Source organism: Paenibacillus sp. ACRRX (assembly GCF_022346885.1).
Classification (GTDB): Bacteria; Bacillota; Bacilli; order Paenibacillales; family Paenibacillaceae; genus Paenibacillus_B.
This window is the reverse complement of record NZ_JAKRNK010000003.1, coordinates 13,011-32,773: the sequence shown is the minus strand read 5'-3', so window position 1 is coordinate 32,773 and position 19,763 is coordinate 13,011. Positions and strand designations below refer to the sequence as shown.

16 protein-coding genes are annotated in these 19,763 nt (G+C 39.1%); 15 read left to right on the top strand and 1 reads right to left on the bottom strand.

The window, feature by feature from the left end; all coding sequences use genetic code 11:
• Positions 1–4 precede the first annotated feature (4 nt).
• From MH117_RS10970 to ligA, 15 genes are all read left to right on the top strand, one after another.
• Positions 5–1,270, top strand: a complete 1,266-nt coding sequence (locus MH117_RS10970) for an ABC transporter ATP-binding protein (protein ID WP_239328749.1) — start codon at positions 5–7, stop codon at positions 1,268–1,270.
• Positions 1,254–2,522 (top strand): class I SAM-dependent methyltransferase, encoded by a 1,269-nt coding sequence (locus tag MH117_RS10965; protein ID WP_239328748.1) that lies wholly within the window; start codon positions 1,254–1,256, stop codon positions 2,520–2,522. Before MH117_RS10970 ends, MH117_RS10965 begins: the two co-directional genes overlap by 17 nt.
• A 5-nt stretch (positions 2,523–2,527) precedes the next feature.
• A complete protein-coding gene (locus MH117_RS10960; protein WP_239328747.1) occupies positions 2,528–3,574 on the top strand; it encodes a glycosyltransferase in 1,047 nt (348 codons plus the stop codon).
• Positions 3,571–5,820, top strand: coding sequence for a glycosyltransferase (locus MH117_RS10955; protein ID WP_239328746.1), 2,250 nt, complete (start codon positions 3,571–3,573; stop codon positions 5,818–5,820). Before MH117_RS10960 ends, MH117_RS10955 begins: the two co-directional genes overlap by 4 nt.
• A gap of 22 nt (positions 5,821–5,842) precedes the next feature.
• Positions 5,843–7,420, top strand: a complete 1,578-nt coding sequence (locus MH117_RS10950) for a hypothetical protein (protein ID WP_239328745.1) — start codon at positions 5,843–5,845, stop codon at positions 7,418–7,420.
• Between the two features lie 47 nt (positions 7,421–7,467).
• Positions 7,468–8,385 (top strand): glucose-1-phosphate thymidylyltransferase RfbA, encoded by a 918-nt coding sequence (rfbA, locus tag MH117_RS10945; RefSeq protein ID WP_239328744.1) that lies wholly within the window; start codon positions 7,468–7,470, stop codon positions 8,383–8,385.
• Positions 8,294–9,424: a dTDP-glucose 4,6-dehydratase gene (gene rfbB / locus MH117_RS10940; RefSeq protein ID WP_343224459.1), complete on the top strand. Its 1,131-nt coding sequence runs from the start codon at positions 8,294–8,296 to the stop codon at positions 9,422–9,424. Before rfbA ends, rfbB begins: the two co-directional genes overlap by 92 nt.
• Entirely contained in the window at positions 9,388–9,837 is a 450-nt protein-coding gene (locus tag MH117_RS10935) for a sugar 3,4-ketoisomerase (protein WP_239328743.1), read from the top strand. The genes rfbB and MH117_RS10935 overlap by 37 nt, the downstream gene beginning before the upstream one ends.
• Positions 9,824–10,381: an acyltransferase gene (locus tag MH117_RS10930; RefSeq protein ID WP_239328742.1), complete on the top strand. Its 558-nt coding sequence runs from the start codon at positions 9,824–9,826 to the stop codon at positions 10,379–10,381. Before MH117_RS10935 ends, MH117_RS10930 begins: the two co-directional genes overlap by 14 nt.
• Positions 10,374–11,468 (top strand): DegT/DnrJ/EryC1/StrS family aminotransferase, encoded by a 1,095-nt coding sequence (locus tag MH117_RS10925; RefSeq protein ID WP_239328741.1) that lies wholly within the window; start codon positions 10,374–10,376, stop codon positions 11,466–11,468. The genes MH117_RS10930 and MH117_RS10925 overlap by 8 nt, the downstream gene beginning before the upstream one ends.
• Complete coding sequence (locus tag MH117_RS10920; protein WP_239328740.1) at positions 11,458–12,390, top strand: glycosyltransferase family 2 protein; 933 nt, start codon at positions 11,458–11,460, stop codon at positions 12,388–12,390. The genes MH117_RS10925 and MH117_RS10920 overlap by 11 nt, the downstream gene beginning before the upstream one ends.
• Positions 12,341–12,745: a GtrA family protein gene (locus tag MH117_RS10915; RefSeq protein ID WP_343224458.1), complete on the top strand. Its 405-nt coding sequence runs from the start codon at positions 12,341–12,343 to the stop codon at positions 12,743–12,745. The genes MH117_RS10920 and MH117_RS10915 overlap by 50 nt, the downstream gene beginning before the upstream one ends.
• 296 nt (positions 12,746–13,041) lie before the next feature.
• On the top strand, positions 13,042–13,749 hold the full coding sequence (gene pcrB / locus MH117_RS10910) for a heptaprenylglyceryl phosphate synthase (RefSeq protein WP_239329194.1): 708 nt from the start codon (positions 13,042–13,044) through the stop codon (positions 13,747–13,749).
• Between the two features lie 307 nt (positions 13,750–14,056).
• Positions 14,057–16,501 (top strand): DNA helicase PcrA, encoded by a 2,445-nt coding sequence (gene pcrA, locus MH117_RS10905; RefSeq protein WP_239328739.1) that lies wholly within the window; start codon positions 14,057–14,059, stop codon positions 16,499–16,501.
• A gap of 319 nt (positions 16,502–16,820) precedes the next feature.
• The gene (ligA, locus tag MH117_RS10900) at positions 16,821–18,872 is read left to right on the top strand and encodes an NAD-dependent DNA ligase LigA (protein ID WP_239328738.1); all 2,052 of its coding nucleotides are present in this window, start codon (positions 16,821–16,823) and stop codon (positions 18,870–18,872) included.
• 385 nt (positions 18,873–19,257) lie between these two features.
• Here ligA and MH117_RS10895 read toward each other — a convergent pair whose 3' ends face one another.
• The gene (locus MH117_RS10895; protein ID WP_239328737.1) at positions 19,258–19,647 is read right to left on the bottom strand and encodes a DUF5684 domain-containing protein; all 390 of its coding nucleotides are present in this window, start codon (positions 19,645–19,647) and stop codon (positions 19,258–19,260) included.
• Positions 19,648–19,763: the final 116 nt, after the last annotated feature.

Genomic DNA, 19,763 nt, shown 5'->3' with positions numbered 1-19,763 from the left:
TTATATGGAAGTTATAAAAGTAAATAATTTAGATAAGTCCTTTAAAATATATCATGATAAACCGACTACACTAAAAGAAAAAGTACTATTTATTAAGAAAAAAACATATAAAGAACTCCATATTCTTAAAAACATTAATCTATCTGTTCAAAAAGGAGAAATGATTGCTCTTATTGGACATAATGGATCGGGTAAAAGTACGTTATTAAAACTTCTAACTAAGATTATCAGACCTGATAGTGGTCAAATTAGTATAACTGGACGGGTATCCAGTTTGTTGGAATTAGGTGCTGGCTTTCACCCTGATTTTACGGGAAAAGAAAATATATATATGAACGCCTCTATTTTTGGCCTTACGAAAAAGGAAATAGAAGCTAAAATGCAAGAGATTATTTCTTTTTCTGAATTAGGTGAATTTATGTACAACCCTGTTCGAACCTATTCATCTGGGATGTATATGAGACTTGCTTTTGCTATTGCAATAAATATTGAACCCGATATCTTGCTTGTCGATGAAGTACTTGCTGTTGGTGATGCATCATTTCAAAGAAAATGTTTAAACCGTATCAAACAACTAAAGAGCAATGGCAAAACGATTGTATTAGTAACTCATGATCATGGGGTTGTCGAGCGAATGTGTGATAGGGCGGTATGGATACAATCAGGTGAAATACGAATGGATGGAAGGCCAAAGGACGTTGTAAATGAATATCTTATGTTTTTGGCAGAAAAGGATCAGGCTATAGAAGAGCAGCTTGACCTTACTCACAAAGAAAATAGTGAAATTAAAGAACTTACCAATGACCAAGTTACGTCAACACGGTGGGGAAACAGAGATATCGAAATAACGTCAGTAAAAACAATAATTGAGGGTTCATCAAACCATATATATTCAGATCAACCTATGGCTATTACTATAGACTACACAATTAATAATCCTAAAGTCTCTAATCCTGTTTTTGGTATAGCATTTAATACAATTGATAAAATAAGAGTTTATGGTACAAATACTCAACTTGAATCGATTGATACTACTAATATTTCTCGAAAAGGTACTATTAAGGTTACTTTTCCTACGATAAATCTAATTGAAGGAGATTATGAAATCGATGTAGCAGTTCATGATGACACGGGCACAATGTTTGACTTTTTGAGTTCTGTTTCCAAAATAATGGTTCTATCTAAAATACATGATGTGGGATACTGTAGAATACCGCATTCGTGGGAGATTTTGAAGGAGGGGGAGATTGTTAATGAAAAAGTTCTTTGATCTATCACCTAGCGAACAAGTTGAGAAAATAATGGAATCAATAAATATTAATAGACAAAAGAGGGTTTCCCTTGTTGATGAATCATCGCAGGAGGTAGACCCTTTTATTGACTTGTACTGGAAACAAAGGGAAGTTTATGAGAATAGTGATCCGATTCCTGTACCTGAAAATGCAAGATTTAGATTTTTAAAAAGATTTATTGGTAAACTGATTAGGACATATACAAGAAAACAAGTACATTTTAATCAATCCACAACTGGCTATTTAGATTTGGTCCAAGCTCATTTAAGAAAAATGAATTTAAATCACAAAGAAGTTACTGATAAATTATATAGTGAGATTATTGAACTTAAAAAACATAATGAGGAGCTAGCGTGGAAATTATCAAATACACTGAATGATAAAATCAATAAAGTGGAAAGAAATGTTGATGCAAGGTTGGTAGAACTTGAAAAAAGAAACTTTGATAATGAAGTGTTTAACAAGAATATGATTCATGATAATGAAAGAAAAGAAGAATTGAATAGCGCTCAGATACAAAACACCAGAGAATGGATTCAATCTGTAGAAGGAAATCATAACCATTTGTATCAGTGGACCGAGTTGATCGATAGTAAAGTAAAAAACATTGAGCAGTATCAAGATCGAACCAGAAAAGAAATTTTTGCGGAATTAAAGCATTCATTCAATGATAATCTGCAAAAAGTTAAGAAAAAAGTAGAAAGTAAAATTGTTAACAGAGATAAGTATGAGTCGATGATGAAAAATAACATGATGAAAGTAAATTTAGGTTGCGGAAATCTAAGTTTACATGACTATATAAATATTGATATGAGGGAATTAAATGGCGTTGATATTATAGCAGATGTCACAAATGTGCCGCTTCCAGAAGGTACTGTTGATGAGCTATACCTTGCTCATGTAATTGAGCATTTCTCCGAAATAGATATGGAACAGTATATTCTTAAATATTGGCATTCTTTGTTGAAAACTGATGGGAAAATTAGAATTATATGTCCAAATTGGAAGGCGATGATTGAAGGGTATTCTTCAGGTGAGATTTCCTTCGATGTACTAAAAGAAATAACATTTGGATCTCAGGAGTATGAGGGTAATCAGCATTATAATATGTTTTCCCCTGAAACACTAATATCATTAATGAATAAAATAGGTTTCAAAGATATTAAGGTTGTGGATGAAGCAAGAAAGAATGGATTGTGTTTAGAAATGGAAATTGAAGGAGTTCGTTGATCAAAGTGAAAATTTATCAAATAATGGACGCTCTAGATTATGGGGATGCAGTAAGTAATCACTGTATAGAATTATCATTAATAATGGATAAATCTAATATAGAGAATTACATTTATACAAAATATACTCATGACAAAGTCAAAGAACTCACACAGTCTATTGAGAGCCTTGTTGTGACTAAAACGGATATTGTTATATTTCACTTTTCAGGAAAATCAATCTTGATTAATCATGTTAAAAAACTACAATGCAAAAAAATATTATTATATCACAATATAACTCCGCACCATTTCTTTGAGGGGATGGAGCCCCACTATACTCATTGTTTAGAGGGAAGAAAGCAACTTAATCAACTGGTCGGTCAGTTCGACTATTATGTGGGTGATTCTGAGTTTAATGTTGAGGAGCTAGCTAATCTGCATTGTGAGCCGAGTTCCGTATTACCAATCGTGGTTGATTTAGCCGTTAAAAAACAACCAAATAAGAAGCTAGATAAAGAAGGAGCTAAGTTTTTATTTGTAGGAAGAGTTGCCCCGAATAAAAAACACGAAGATATTATAAAGGTTTTTAATTACTATTATACTTATATTGATCCGAAGGCAACTTTGTATCTTGTCGGTGATTATAATAACTATACTCTTTACTATGAAAAACTATTGAAGCTTCAGGGAACATTACCATGTAAGAATAATGTTATATTCACTGGAAAAGTATCAGGGGAGGAACTTGACTTCCATTATCGTACCTCTGATGTTTTATTGTGTATGAGCGAGCATGAAGGATTCTGTGTCCCATTACTAGAGAGTATGTCTTATGGAATTCCGACCATTGCATTTGACGCTGGGGCTATTCGATCAACAATGGGATCAGCTGGAGTTAAAATAATTGAAAAAGAGTATGAGAACATAGCTGAACTGATATCTTATATTCTGGGAAATGATGACCTTAAAAATAGTCTTGTGAACAAGCAATATGAATGGTTGGAGCAATTTACAGTGGAGAAGACGGCAGAAGCATTAATTCAAATTATTAGCCGGGTGGAAAAACTATGAACAAAGTAGATTTGTCTTTCTCAATAGTAATATGCACATACAATAGAGATGAATATCTTGAAAGAACTTTAAAAAGTTTGAATCATCTACTTTATGAGAATTTTGAAGTGGTTGTTGTAAATGGACCTTCCACTGATCGAACGAAAGAGATATTAGAAAGATATGTGGGCAAGATTAAAATTGTAAATAACTCAGAGGCTAACTTATCTATATCCAGAAACTTAGGTATACAAGCTTCTAACGGTGATATAGTTGCTTTTATTGATGATGACGCAATTCCTGAGCCGAATTGGTTACATCAAATTAAAGAATTGTATGATCAAAATAAGATTATTGGTGGTGGCGGCGGTAGAGTCTATGGTCCAGGAGGGGACCATTTTCAATTCCATAATGGGATTATTGATATTTGGGGCGAAGCTGACGTGAAGAGGGAGCAGCCCGGGCAATATATACAAGCTATTAATCATAAATTTAATATTATGATGGGTGTAAATAGTACTTTCTTAAGAAAAGCTCTTCTGGAAAATGGCGGATTTGATGAATATTACGAATATTACCATGATGAGAGTGATGTATGTGTAAGATTAACAAGAGCAGGTTATCCTATTTTCCATCATCAAGAAGCTTATATGCATCATGAATTTGCTAAATCACACATTAGAACGTCTATCTACAAGCTGAATTGGTATCCGATCGTAAAAAACACGGTGTACTTTGGTATTAAGAATTCAAAAGGAATTGCAAGTTTCTTAAGTCGTTTAATTAAGCCTTACTTGACCGCTAATAAAAGAAAAAAAGAATTTAAGCATTGGTTAAGAGAAGGGAATATTAACAAAGAGGACTATGTTTCATTTATTAAAATGTGGAAAAGAGGGGTCAAGAGAGGATACATCGATGGTTTCTTTGGTCAAAGAAGAACGAACTTTAACCTAGAGCCTCTGTTTACATTCCTTCCTTTTATAAAGGATAGTACAGTTGGAATGGACACAGCAATTATGAATAGTGAAGAGTCTCCGCAGTCACATGTCGAAGAGACTAAAGATGAAGATAGCTTCGGTGTTTGTTTCCTAAGTAAATATTATCCTCCATATGGTATGGGAGGGGTTGCTACTTATACTAAAGTGCTAGCAGAAGGAATTGCTGCAAAAGGTCACTCTGTGTATGTAATAACCAGTAGTACTCCAGAAGCAATAATGGTTATAAACGATGTAAACGTGATCAACGTTAATTTGGTTCGTGCGGACCAGCCAATATTTGATTTTCTTCCCGATGAAATGCATGTCACTAAAACAAATTTAGAATACTCGTGGAAGGCTTCGCTTATCGTAGAGGACCTTTTTAACAAAGGACACATTCAAATACTCGAGTCACCCTTATGGGATTATGAAGGATTGGTCAGTTCCCAAATTAAAGGTTTGAAGACGTATGTTAGATTAGAGACTCCACTTAAAGTTGCAGCTAAAATGCAGAATTGGAACTGGAACAGCGATTTGCAGCTATCCTCTGAATTAGAGAAGCAGTTTATAGAAAGTTCTAGTGGAGTCATTACGATATCTGATAACGTTAAGGAGACTATCGGGCAATTGTATGGTATTGAGTGGAAAGGCATAGGGATTGACCTTGTTCCATTGGGGCTAGAGGATCGTTCAATTAATTACGTTAACCAATCATGTCAGAACTCAAATGATATTAATCTATTATTTTTGGGCCGTCTAGAGCCTCGTAAGGGTATTGATTTGCTACTTGACGCAGCAGTTGCAATTTGTCATAAGCATAGTAACGTAAAGTTTCAAATTGCTGGCCAAGACAATATACCATTTAAGAACGGCAAGACCATCAAATCTTGGTTCCAGACCAAGTATCCATTAATCACTGAACAGGTTCAGTTTTTAGGAGAAGTAACAGAAGAGGATAAAACAACGTTATTAAGTGAATGTGATATTTTTATTGCTCCTTCTCGATACGAGTCCTTTGGACTGGTGTATCTTGAAGCTATGCAATTTGGTAAAGCTGTTATTGGAACCAACGCAGGCGGGATTCCAGAGATCATTGAACATGAAATAGACGGACTTCTTATAGAAAATGAAAACAGCAAGATGCTTGAGGAGTATATAGATAAGCTTATAACTAATGCTGATTACAGGCTCAGCCTAGGGCAGCAGGCTAGAAATAAATATGCTCAATATTTTACTGAAAATAAAATGATAGAAAATACTATTTTAACGTATTTGAAGCAAAGGAATTAGTCGGATAATCCGATTAATTCTTTTGCTTAGACGGATCCAAAAATTAGGTTTCATAGATAATAAAATTATTTGTTCTAATTTAATTGCCGATAGCGGAGGGGTAGATTTGTCTCGCATAATTAAAGTCACATTGTTTTCAGTGATCTCATTAGCATTGTTTTTTTATTATATTAATTTCACTTTTAAAATACCCATCCATTCTGATGCAGCATCCGTAGTTCTTATGGCAGATGCCATGACAAAAGGAGATTACTTTCTAAAGGATTGGTATTTATCCACAGGCTCGTATTATACGACTGAAATATTTCTCTATTACTTATTTGTTTCTGTGTTAGGAATAACTCCTTTAATCATAAAATATGCCTCTGCGATTTGGTTGCTGGGCGTAGTATGGTGTACAGTATTTTTATCAGGAAAAACTAGAGAAGGGTTTAAAATTAGTAGTTCCATTGTTACCTTTTCTTTAATAGCGATTCCTTCACAGTTTGTTGCAGGTCAAATTCTAAATGGTCCAATGCATATTAGCTCAATGCTATATGTATTGCTTGCGTTTATTTTTCTTGAGTATGTAGAAAATAATGCTGTCAAATATTCATTATTTTTGTTTTTATCAACTGTTTCACTTGTAGCGGATCCATTTGTGTTATGGTTTTTTGTTTTGCCAATGATTTTAACAAGTGCGATCTTATGGATTCAAGAACGTCAGAAAAAGCATATTTACGTTGTGCTGACATCGGTTGGATCGTACATATTATCGAAAGTAATACTTTCTATATTGAGCTTTAATGTCCCTTCGGTTGGGATAGCAAAATTTGTAGAGTTCGAAAATATAAAAAATAATATCGTGTTAGCGATAAAGGGAATGTTAACTCTATATGATGCAAACATTTTTGGAGGAGAGATAGCGTCACTTTCAACTATAAAGAGCGGTATACATTTTGTTTTATTAATTACAATAATATATTTAATTTATAATGCGGTTAAAAATTTTAGTTTATCAAAAAAAATGGATAGAATGTATGTTTTCTTATTATGCGCAATACTAATAAACTTTTTTGAATATTTAATAAGCAACATGCCGGTTGATTTGGGGTCGACACGCTATTTGTTTCCTATGTTAATCTATATAACGATATTTATTGGAAGATATGGAATTTCTAAGATAAACATCTTGGGTATGAAGAAACGCATTGTGTTAGGTATTATTTCACTAATTATTATCAGCACATATGTTGTTACGCCCTTTAAGATCAATTATATGACTGAAAACAAGGTTGCTACATTTTTAGTTGAAAATAACTTGAAACATGGCTACGGTTCTTATTGGAACTCTTTGAATTTGACAGTAGAGAGCAAAGGATTAGTAAATGTATATCCTGTAGTATCGGATGGGGAAGTAATTATGCCATTTAGATGGTTGAGTTATGAAAAATGGTATAACCAGGATGTTAATTTTATAGTTTTTTCTAATGATAATTGGGGACAAGTGAATAAACAAACGGTAATTAAATCGTTTGGGGAACCTACAGAAATTCATAAAATTGAACAACATGAGATTTATGTTTGGGATAAGTCTATTTCTAAGAAGTTGAAGAAATGATAGAAAAGTGCCTTTAAAAAGCTTTTTTTAAAATGAGGTGTTTGCATATGAAAGGAATCATCTTAGCAGGCGGTAGCGGTACGCGGCTGTATCCTTTAACTAAGACAATATCCAAGCAGTTGCTTCCGATTTACGATAAACCTATGATTTATTACCCGCTATCTGTATTAATGCTAGCTGGTATTACTGAAATACTGATAATCTCAACTCCTGAGGATACTCCTAGATTTAAACAGTTACTAGGAAATGGGAATGAGTTAGGCCTTCAGCTAAGCTACGCCGTTCAACCATCTCCAGATGGACTAGCTCAAGCTTTCATCATTGGAGAAGAGTTTATCGGAGAAGATAATGTTGCTTTAATACTGGGAGATAATATTTATTATGGACAAGGATTCTCAGAACTGTTAATGAAGGTTGCAAAACGTGAAGAGGGCGCAACCGTGTTCGGTTATAAAGTTAAGGATCCTAAACGATTTGGCGTGGTAGAATTTGATCATGATTTGAAGGTTAAATCTATCGAAGAGAAACCTGAGTATCCTAAATCTCAATTTGCAGTTACAGGCCTATATTTTTATGATAACAATGTTGTTCAGATTGCCAAACAAATTGAGCCATCAGCCAGGGGCGAACTCGAAATCACAGATATAAATAATGCATATCTTAAAAGAGGAAAGCTAAATGTTGAACTTCTAGGTCGTGGTTTTGCATGGTTGGACACAGGGACGCATGATTCTTTGATGCAAGCCTCCCATTTTATTGAAACAGTGGAGAAGAGACAAGGTTTTAAAGTGGCGTGTATTGAGGAAATAGCTTTTTACAAAGGATATATTTCAGCTGAACAATTAGAATTACTTGGTCAGAGCATGCTCAAGAATGAGTATGGACAGTATTTGTTGGATATCGCAAAGCAAAGTATATCAGATAGAAAAAATCAAAATGAAATGGAACATGCTTATTATGGATAACAATCTTAAAACAATACTTGTAACTGGCGGGGCTGGTTTTATTGGTTCAAATTTCATCCCGTATTTTCTAAAGAAATACGAGGATTATACTCTGATTAACCTAGATAAGTTAACTTATGCAGGAAATACAAGGAATTTATCGGAGGTAATAAATCACCCTAGATATATTTTCCGACAAGGCGATATCTGTGATCAAGTTTTAGTAAGCCGATTGTTTGAAGAATTTAGCATTGAAGGTGTAATTCATTTTGCTGCAGAATCTCATGTGGACAATTCAATAAAGTCTCCAGAGTCGTTTATTGAAACTAATGTTAAAGGTACTTTTGTGTTATTGAATACGGCAAGAGAATATTGGATGGAGGCGCCTTTTAAGTACAAAAGTGGCTATGAAGGTTGCAGGTTTCATCATATATCGACAGATGAAGTATATGGAACTTTAGGAGAGACAGGGCTATTCACTGAGGAAACACCGTATGCTCCGAACTCCCCTTACAGTGCTAGTAAAGCAAGTTCTGATATGATTGTTAGGAGCTACTACCATACTTATGGTTTGAATGTGGTGACTACAAACTGTTCTAATAACTATGGTCCAAAGCAGCATCGTGAGAAATTAATACCAACAATCATTGATAACGCACTTAATGCTAAGACAATTCCTATTTATGGTGATGGTAAAAATGTGAGGGATTGGCTTTATGTTACCGATCATTGCAAGGGTATAGACTTGGTGTATCATGAGGGTGACAGTGGCGAAACCTACAATATCGGTGGACGTAACGAGCGTGAAAATATCTATATAGCAACGCTTATCTGTGAACTACTAGATGACATTGCTTCACACGTGAAAGATAAAAGTTTGAATAGCTATAAAGAATTAATTCGTCATGTAAATGATCGACCGGGACATGATCGTAGATATGCTATTGACGCTACTAAGATTGAAACGGAACTCAACTGGATGGCAGATGAAAATTTCGAGACTGGTATTAAGAAGACTGTGGAGTGGTACGTCCATCAATTTCAGTTGGAAAGGAACTAAATATGCAAAGTTGCTTAATGGATATAAAGGTTCATTCAGATCCAGTAAGGGGAAGTCTATCCGTAATAGAGTCTAATCTCCAAGTTCCTTTTGATATAAAACGAGTGTTTTATATATATGGAGCAAAGCATGATGTTAGAAGAGGCGGACATGCTCATTATAAGACGAGACAAGCTCTTATCTCTATCTCAGGATCTTGCAAAGTTTCTCTTGATAATTTGAAACGGGTAGATGAAGTGTCATTAGATGCGCCTCAAACAATGCTTTTACTCGAGCCTGATGATTGGCATGAAATGTATGATTTTTCAGAGGATTGTATATTACTAGTGCTTGCTTCACATCATTATGAGTCAGAAGACTATATTCATAGCTATGATGACTTTTGTGAGGTGTACAAAAATGAAGTACTATAAACATCCACAAGCGCTAGTGGAAACTGACAATATAGGAGAAGAGACTCGTATTTGGGCATTTTCCCATATTCTACCTGGTGCAACTATTGGTGAGAATTGCAATATTAATGATCATACTTTTATTGAGAATGACGTTATTTTAGGAAACAATGTTACTGTTAAATCAGGTGTGTATATTTGGGATGGAGCGAGAATTAAAGATAATGTATTCATTGGCCCAAATGTTACCTTTACAAATGATCTAAGACCACGTTCAAAGCAGTATCCTGATCATTTTCTCGAGACCGTTATAGAGGAATGGGCATCTATTGGTGCGAATTCTACAATAATAGCTGGAGTCACAATTGGAAAATATGCGATGATAGGTGCTGGTTCTGTTGTAACAAAGGATATACCTAATAATTCTTTATGGTTTGGAAATCCAGCAAAATTTATTGATTATATATGTAACTGTGGTGAGAAAATAAACTCTGATTTGGTGTGCGTTAAGTGTAGCAAACAATATGAGTTAAATAATTCAATACTAGGTGAGAAAAATGATTAATTTTTTGGATTTAAAGAAGATTAATTTAAGACATGAACATGAGATGATGGATGCTATTCAAAAATTCATGCACTCCGGATGGTATGTACTCGGAGAGGATGTTAAACGATTTGAAGCTGCATTTGCTCAATATTGCGGATCAAAGCATTGTATAGGTGTTGCTAATGGATTGGATGCACTTGCACTTATTATCAGAGCATATGAGATAGGTGAAGGGGATGAAGTAATAGTCCCATCCAATACCTATATAGCTTCAATTCTTTCTGTTTCTATGAATGGTGCCACACCTATTCTTGTTGAGCCGGACTTGCACACCTACAATATAGATCCTGCCTTAATAGAGGAGAAAATAACTTCGAATACAAAAGCTATTATGGTTGTGCATCTTTATGGACAGACATGTGATATGGATGTTATTAATCGTATTGCTAAGAAGCATAATTTAAAAGTTATAGAAGATTGTGCGCAGGCCCATGGGGCTGTATACGATAGAAAAAGAGCAGGCAATCTAGGCGACGCTGCTGCCTTTAGTTTTTACCCTGGTAAGAACTTAGGGGCTTTAGGCGATGCCGGAGCTGTAACTACTAATGATGATTCTTTAGCACAAAAACTCTTTGCTATTAGAAACTACGGTTCACATAGAAAATATGAGAATATTTATAAAGGGGTCAACAGTAGACTAGATGAGATGCAGGCTTCCCTATTAAGCGTTAAATTGAAATACCTTGACGAAGATAACTTAAAAAGAAGAGAAATTGCAAATTACTACTTGAATTTTATCAATAATCCTTTGATTGTTCTACCTTCTGTAATGCATGAACCGGAGTCTCACGTTTGGCATTTATTTGTAGTGAGAGCTGATAACAGGGATAGTTTGCAGAAATATTTATTAGAGCATGATATTCAAACTCTAATTCACTACCCAATTCCACCACATAAACAAGAAGCATACAGCGAATGGGGGCAGCTGAATTTCCCTATATCAGAAAAGATCCACAAGGAAGTATTGAGTCTACCGATCAGTCCTGTTATGGATATGACAGATGTGAGAAAAGTTGTGGAGGTAATAAATCGTTATGGCAAGTAAAAAGCTTTTTTCTATTCTTGTTCCGGTTTATTACAATGAACTTAATATCCCACACACCGTACCAAGACTGCAGAATCTGCAGAGTCTATTAACTGAATATGAGCTAGAGTTCGTATTTGTGGATGATGGATCAGGTGATAATTCACTTCAGTTATTGTTAGAAGAAAAAGAGAAGGACAATAGAATAAAAGTAGTAAAATTAAGTAAAAACTGTGGTTCAATGGCTGCCATACAGGCAGGTCTTCATCATGTAGAAGGTGATATAGTAGGGATAATCTCTGCGGATCTACAGGATCCTCCTGAATTATTTGCTGATATGCTTAGCCGTTGGGAAGACGGGAATAAAGTGGTTCTTGCGACTAGACAGGATAGAGAAGAATCGTTCTCACAGAAAGCATTTTCAAATACTTATTATTTCTTCATGGACAAGCTTGCGATTAAAGGCTACCCGCAGGGCGGGTTTGACTTTGTCCTAATCGATAGACAAATTGTTCAAGAGCTAAATCAAATCAATGAAAAAAACACGAATATTATGAGTTTAATCTATTGGTTAGGTCATGAAAGAAGTGTTGTACCCTATACTAGGGAAGAAAGAAAGTTAGGGCAATCAAGATGGACGCTATCTAAAAAGATTAAATTGTTTATTGATTCTTTTGTGAGCTTTTCGTATGTCCCAATTCGTTTCATGTCTTTGACAGGCTTTATAGTTGCATTTTTTAGTTTTCTCTATGGAATGTTTGTAATTATTAATGCTCTTACTGGAGTAACAAATATACAAGGTTGGACTTCAATAATTGCATTAATCACGTTTTTAATAGGGCTTATTATGATTATGTTAGGATTAATTGGAGAATATTTATGGAGAATATTAGATGAAACACGAAAGAGACCAGCATTCGTTATTGATGAAGTTTTTAAATAAAGAGTTTTTTAAATTTCTGGTGGTAGGAATAATAAATACGGCATGTACCTATTTAATATACTTACTGCTATTAAATGCTTTTTCTTATACAGTCTCTTATACTATTTCTTATATAAGTGGTATTCTCATTTCTTATTTACTTAATTCATACTATGTATTTAAAGAAAAATTAAACTACAAGAAAATGATTCAATTTCCTTTAGTTTATGTAGTTCAGTACTTGTTGAATGCAGTATTGCTGTACGTACTAGTAGATAATTCGAAATTGGAGAAAGAGTATGCGCCACTGATAGTAATCATACTATCTATTCCGATAACATACATTTTGAGTAAGTTGATAATAAAAAAGAAATAGATGAATTTCAAGCGAGTTTTATTACAACATCGCTTCATTAGGTTTACAGAGCCTCTTCTTGCGTGACAAGAAGGGGTTCTTTTTGTACAATGGACAAGAACGTACATTCGTAGTTACACGGAAACCACCTATTCCAATATACCTTCATTGACACCCCCTTTCCGCTGGCTTAGACTTATTCTGTTAGGCCCATCATATTAAAATGTACGGGCCATTGGTCAGCGCTTGTATGTGCTGGAGCGTGAGATGTATATACAGAGAGTGGAGGAACTGAAGTGGCGGCTTCCGCAAATGGAATGAGTGCAATTCATGATATACAGTTAAGACAATGGAAACATGTATTTAAGCTTGATCCGGACAAAGAAATTAACGATGAGTGTCTGGAGCGGGTATGTATGTCCGGTTCTGATGCCATTATGGTTGGGGGATCAAGTGGAGTTACATTTGAGAATACAGTGGACCTGATGGCGCGCGTTCGCAGATTTGCACTGCCTGTGGTACAGGAGGTATCCGATCTGGATGCGGTCGTACCCGGTTTTGACGCGTACTTTATCCCAATGGTGATGAATACAACGAGCACGGATTGGTTAGTAGGCCAGCATAAGCGTGCGATTGAACAATACGAATATATGATGCCGTGGGAAATGATTATTCCAGAGGGGTATATTATTTTGAATCCGGAAGCAACAGCGGCGAAAGTAAGTCGGGCGAATGCAAACCTAACAGCTAAGGAAGCAGCGGCATATGCGCATATTGCGGACAAGCTGATGCGTCTGCCTGTTATATATGCAGAGTACAGCGGAATGTTTGGTGATATGGACACGGTTATGCAGATTAGGAAGGCGGCAAGCCAGGCGCATGTCATCTATGGCGGTGGTATTCGGACTGTGGAGCAGGCTAGACTGGCTGCGCAAGCTGCGGATACGATTGTGGTAGGTAATGTGGTGTACGAAGACTTGGAGGCTGCTCTTGCTACCGTTGAGGCCGTCAAGGCGAGCGACTAGAAGGTTTAATGTTAGGATTTTAGGATTATCATATTTAAATTGCTATTATGAAGTTTTTTACTAAAGAAAGTTCAGTAAGGTTTGGTATGTATTTAGTGATAAATATAAAATCATAGGTAGTAGTTGCTTTGCTAGGGAGCTTCTTTGATTAATTGTGTTTATGAGATCATGGGGACACAATATTTCTTCTTAAGAGTGAGTTCTTGGCATCAGATCAGAGGTCCCAATAAGATTATTTGATGGATAGTCACGATTAATTTATGGATCGTTATAATAAATATTAGGTAGGGAAGGAGCTTACAGACTTATGTTTGAATTTCTGGAATCAGCGGATGAGGGGAAGAAGCCAGCGAAGATGGCGACGGACATTCATGAGGCGATTAAGAGGCTGAACCCTGAGCAGCGGCGAGCGGTAGAGGCAACGGAAGGACCATTGCTTATTATGGCGGGAGCGGGATCAGGCAAGACACGCGTGCTGACGCACCGTATTGCTTACCTAATCGCGACGCGTAAGGCGGCGCCGTGGAGCATTTTGGCGATTACATTTACAAATAAAGCATCGCGCGAGATGCAGGAGCGTGTTGCCAAGTTAGTAGGACCAGAAGGCCAAGATATTTGGGTTTCTACGTTCCACTCCATGTGTGTACGTATATTACGTCGTGATATTGAGCGACTTGGGTTTTCTTCGAACTTTACGATTCTGGATTCTTCGGATTCCTTGTCGGTTATTCGTGGCATTATGAAGGAACAGAATGTAGATACGAAAAAGTTTGATCCTAAGGCTGTGCAGTCCACGATTAGCACCGCAAAGAATGAACTTGTTACGCCGAAGCGATTCGAGGAGAAGATAGGCGATTATTTTGATGGTCTTGTCTCTAAAGTATACACGCAGTATCAGAAGCGGCTTCGTTCGAATAATGCGCTGGATTTTGACGATATCATTATGAAGACAACGCAGTTGTTTAAGGACGAGCCAGAAGTGCTGGACTTCTATCAGAAGAAATTTAAATACATTCATGTTGACGAGTATCAGGATACGAACCGTGCGCAGTACATGTTATGTCGTATGTTAGCGGATCAGCATCGCAATATTTGTGTAGTAGGCGATAGCGACCAATCGATTTATCGCTGGCGGGGGGCGGATATTACGAATATCCTCAATTTTGAAGAGGATTACCCGAATGCAACTACGATTATGCTGGAGCAGAACTACCGTTCGACTGCCAATATTCTGAACGCGGCGAACCAAGTGATTCAGAACAACACGGGACGGAAGCCTAAGAAACTGTGGACAGACAGCGGCGAAGGCAATCCAATCAAAGTGTATCAAGCGGATACGGAGCATGATGAGGGATACTTTGTGACGGCCGAGATTAAGAAAAACCAGATGAGCGGGAAATCATACAGCCAGCATGCAATTTTGTACCGGACGAATGCACAGTCTCGTGTAATCGAGGAAATTCTCATTAAATCCGAAATTCCTTACCAGATCGTAGGCGGAATCAAGTTCTACGATCGTAAAGAGATTAAAGATGTGCTGGGATATTTAAGATTAATTTCCAACCCTGACGACGATATCAGTCTGGAGCGGATTGTAAACGTACCGAAGCGAGGCATTGGCGCGACAACAATTGCCAAGCTTGCGGAAGCAGCATCGGAGCGGGGCACGTCGATCATGAAAGTGATTGGCGACATGGATTTGCTTGATATTGCGCCGCGCACGAAGGGTACACTTCGCGAATTCTATAGCATGATCGATAGTTTGAATAAGATGCAGGAATTTGTCTCTGTAACTGAACTGACGGAGAAGACGCTGGAGTTGTCCGAGTATAAGCTTGAGCTGCAGCGTGAGAATACGTTAGAGTCCAAAGCTCGTATGGAGAATATCGACGAGTTCCTGTCGGTAACACAAGAATTTGAGCAGCGTAATGAGGACAGGTCACTTGTATCCTTCCTGACGGATCTGGCACTCATTGCGGACATCGATTCTATGAACGATGCAGAGGACGAGGAACAGACCGACTCTGTCATTCTGATGACGATGCACAGTGCGAAGGGGCTGGAGTTTCCTGTTGTGTTTATCATTGGCATGGAGGAAGGGGTATTCCCGCATAGCCGAGCGTTTACGGATAACGAGGAGCTGGAGGAAGAACGGCGCTTAGCGTATGTTGGCATTACGCGGGCGGAGCAGCAGTTGTTCTTGACGTCTGCGCGCACGCGGACTTTGTTTGGACGGACGAATGCGAATCCGTCGTCTCGTTTCTTAGGCGAGATTCCAGACGAGCTGAAGGAAGATGTATCGCCATCTGGCGGGCGTTACGGGAGCTTTGATCGTTACGGCCGGCAAGCTGCATCCGCAGGTTATGGTGGACGCGGACTTGGCTACAACGGTGCAGGCGGTGGATCAGCCGCTGGTACAGCACCTGGCAGTACGGGCTATGGCACAGCAGGGCAAGCGGCGGCACGCAGCTCTGCGGGCACATTTGGCGGTGCGATGCGCCCTGCAGGAGCAGGGGGAGCAGCAGGTACGAACCGCGTGACGGTGTCTACGCCGCTGGATAAGGCAAAGCAAGCGGGCAGCGGTGATGCAAGTTTCCAGGCTGGCGACAAGGTTTCCCACGGCAAGTGGGGGATCGGGGTAATCGTATCCGTCAAAGGAACAGGAACGGATACCGAGCTGCAGATTGCCTTCCCAGCTCCAGTAGGAGTGAAGCGTTTGTTGGCTGCGTTTGCGCCTGTTACAAAGGTTTGATCTAGAAATATACAAATGAATAAAGTGCAGGCACAGTATGTGGGTAAAAAATACACTTGTATATTCATTTCTTATTTTCCAGACAATATCTGATAACTAGTACAACTGAACTGTACACGTATCGCGTTACTATAGAAGTACATCACGCCCGTCATGGCAGCAATAACAGATACAGGCCATGTGCGGGCGTGTTACATATAAAGGCAGGGTCTAAATACAGGAATAGGATAGGATGCTCTGCTGATCTGCTTAACACAGGCCTACAGAACCACTGATAACTCAAATAGACTTAATCATTAGGAAAGGGGCGTGCCCATACATGACTAGCCAAGCAGCCTCCGCTGAACAACAAGCCCGCATTCAGGAGCTTATAACCGAGCTGAACCGGTACAACTACCATTACTACACGCTCGACAATCCCATTGCAAGCGACAAGGAGTACGATGTGCTCTATGATGAGCTTGTAGCGCTGGAGCAGCAGACAAGTGTTGTGCTGCCTAACTCACCCACGCAGCGGGTTGGCGGCGAACTGCTGAACGGGTTTGATCCGCATCGACATCTTGCGCGCCTGTGGAGCCTAGACAAAGCACAGAATGAAGAGGATCTGCAAGCTTGGTACCAGCGTGTCATTAAGCTAATTGCAGATTATAATACTAAGAATCCTAACGCTGAACCACTGCCAGACCCGAATTTTGTCGTGGAGCTGAAGTTTGATGGCCTTACATTAAATCTGACATATAGCAAAGGTGAACTCGTGCAAGCGGCAACACGCGGCAACGGTTCGATAGGAGAGTCTATTCTTCCGCAGGTGAGGACGATTCGCTCTGTACCGCTCACAATCCCGTATACGACTGGCACACTTGAGATTCAAGGCGAAGGAATTATGAATCTATCCGTGCTGGAGGCCTATAACCAGACGGCTGCCGAACCACTTAAAAATGCACGCAACGCTGCAGCAGGCGCCCTGCGCAATCTAAACCCAAAAGTGACGGCGACCCGGAAGCTTAACGCTTTTTTCTATAACGTTGGTTATACGGATGAACTGGCGTTTGACACCCATCAAGAGATGATGCAATTTCTGCGCGACAACGAGTTCAAAGTTAATCCATATGTGACTTACTACAGTACGATTGACGAGGTCAAAGCAGAATTGCAGCGTGTTCAAGAGCAACGGGCTTCATTGGACTATTTGATTGACGGAGCTGTTGTAAAGCTGACAGACATGCGGACCCGTGAAGTGTTGGGGTACACCGACAAGTTCCCGCGTTGGGCAGTAGCCTTTAAGTTTGAAGCAGAAGAGACAACGACTGTTTTGGAGAGCGTCAGTTGGGAAGTCGGTCGGACGGGGAAAATTACGCCAGTCGCCCGTGTTGAAGCAGTAGAGCTGGCAGGGGTTACGGTTCAAAATTGTACACTGAACAATATCGGGGACATCGAACGTAAGAATCTAAAGTTTGCTCTGGGTTCACGTGTATTTATACGCCGTTCCAATGATGTGATCCCTGAGATATTGGGCAAGGTAACTGAAGAACAGGATGGTCAAGAAATTGTATGTCCAACACAATGCCCTTCCTGCGGCTCAGAATTGGAAATGCGCGGAGCACATTTGTTCTGCAACAATAGACTTGGCTGCAAACCGCAGATCGTAGCAAGATTGGCTCACTTTGCATCTCGCGACGCGATGGATATCGAGACGTTCAGCGTGATGACAGCAGAGCAGTTGTACGACGAAGTCGAGGTGCGTGATCCGGCTGATCTGTACGCGCTCACTTTCGAGCAGCTTGTAGCATTAAACCGCTTTGGTGAGAAGAAAGCGAACAATTTACTGCAATCGCTGGAGACCAGTAAGACGCGGGAGTTGTCCTCCTTCTTGTTTGCGCTGGGCATTCCGAACACAGGTAAGACAACGACACGTGCGCTCGCTGAGCATTATCTTAGTTTGGAAGGTGTCATAAGCGCTACAGCAGAAGAACTGATGGGGATGCAGGATGTTGGCGCGATTGTAGCAGACAGCATCGTAGGTTACTTTGCCGATCCATTGAATCGGGCGAGTGTGGAGAAGATGCTTGCACTAGGCGTTGCGCCACAGAGCGAGGAGCCAAAGGCACCAGTGAGTACGGATTCTGTCTTCTTTGGCAAAACGGTAGTTCTTACAGGGACGCTGCACCAACTGACGCGCGATGATGCCACTGCTAAGCTGGAAGCTTGCGGCGCGAAGGTAACAGGAAGTGTGTCCAAGAAGACAGATCTTGTGATCGCTGGCGAAAAGGCCGGCAGCAAGCTGGCTAAGGCAGAGCAGCTTGGCATTCAGACGATTACGGATGAAGATGAGTTTGTTCGTCTGCTAAATGAGGCGTTGGGCGAGGGATAAATACAGTATGATATGGCTCAACTCGGTATAGCTGTGGACAGCCGGACTAACCAATACTTCTAAATGTCATAAGATAACCATGTCAATTTGAAGTAAGGCCTTTCGAGTGCAGGTGAGTAGCAATTCACTGTATCCTCTCTTCGCTGACCAAGGAGAACGATCTTATCCTGAATAAAAAGTTGCAGCGCTAACAGCCCCCATTCCGAGTGGAGTGGGGGCTGCTCGTGTTACGTTTAACTCTACTATAAAATCCGACCAGACTTGGTACGCCGCCATCTGCTATCGAACCTAGAAGGTTTGCAGTAGGGACGATATTCGTGCTCCATCCCAAACCTGGCTTAAGCGTAGCCAGCCGCTATAAGTTAACAGGTGATACACCTTGATGTTAACGTAGATATAGGACATACCGTACATTGTTGCTAAAGGCCAAATAGTAAAGGTATACCAGATTAACAACTGGAATAATAAGCAGAATGATTTCAAGTCCGCTCCGGCCGAACGCTTTTATAAATTTGTACATCAAATAAATACTAGCCACAATATTAACAAACGGGATAATGAGGAGTAGGAGGAACCACAAGCTCTCCTGCGCCACCCGGATTACAAGCACGATATTTAAAATGGGAATAAAGGCAAACCAAGACTTGTCGTACCCGGCTTTATTGCCAAGTACATAATAAGGCACTGTTCCGATCAGGTAAAATACCAAATAAAGAAGGATGGAAAATAGACCCCAGCCTAACCCTAGTAGGCCGTCCTCGTAGAAGTTATACATCATATCACTCCTTTGTTATATCGTTCTCATCGTTTTACCTTTCAGGCTGCTAAGCACGCATTAGCACGTATGAGGGATATATTAGAGTATGGTGACATAACTACTTTAATGACCTT

Excerpts from the sequence above, each read along its gene's own strand:
- MH117_RS10970 (WP_239328749.1), top strand. The coding sequence starts at position 5 with ATGGAAGTTATAAAAGTAAATAATTTAGATAAGTCCTTTAAAATATAT.
- MH117_RS10965 (WP_239328748.1), top strand. The coding sequence starts at position 1,254 with ATGAAAAAGTTCTTTGATCTATCACCTAGCGAACAAGTTGAGAAAATA.
- MH117_RS10955 (WP_239328746.1), top strand. The coding sequence starts at position 3,571 with ATGAACAAAGTAGATTTGTCTTTCTCAATAGTAATATGCACATACAAT.
- rfbA (WP_239328744.1), top strand. The coding sequence starts at position 7,468 with ATGAAAGGAATCATCTTAGCAGGCGGTAGCGGTACGCGGCTGTATCCT.
- rfbB (WP_343224459.1), top strand. The coding sequence starts at position 8,294 with ATGAGTATGGACAGTATTTGTTGGATATCGCAAAGCAAAGTATATCAG.
- MH117_RS10930 (WP_239328742.1), top strand. The coding sequence starts at position 9,824 with ATGAAGTACTATAAACATCCACAAGCGCTAGTGGAAACTGACAATATA.
- MH117_RS10925 (WP_239328741.1), top strand. The coding sequence starts at position 10,374 with ATGATTAATTTTTTGGATTTAAAGAAGATTAATTTAAGACATGAACAT.
- MH117_RS10920 (WP_239328740.1), top strand. The coding sequence starts at position 11,458 with ATGGCAAGTAAAAAGCTTTTTTCTATTCTTGTTCCGGTTTATTACAAT.
- MH117_RS10915 (WP_343224458.1), top strand. The coding sequence starts at position 12,341 with ATGAAACACGAAAGAGACCAGCATTCGTTATTGATGAAGTTTTTAAAT.
- pcrB (WP_239329194.1), top strand. The coding sequence starts at position 13,042 with ATGAGTGCAATTCATGATATACAGTTAAGACAATGGAAACATGTATTT.
- pcrA (WP_239328739.1), top strand. The coding sequence starts at position 14,057 with ATGTTTGAATTTCTGGAATCAGCGGATGAGGGGAAGAAGCCAGCGAAG.
- ligA (WP_239328738.1), top strand. The coding sequence starts at position 16,821 with ATGACTAGCCAAGCAGCCTCCGCTGAACAACAAGCCCGCATTCAGGAG.
- MH117_RS10895 (WP_239328737.1), bottom strand. The coding sequence starts at position 19,647 with ATGTATAACTTCTACGAGGACGGCCTACTAGGGTTAGGCTGGGGTCTA.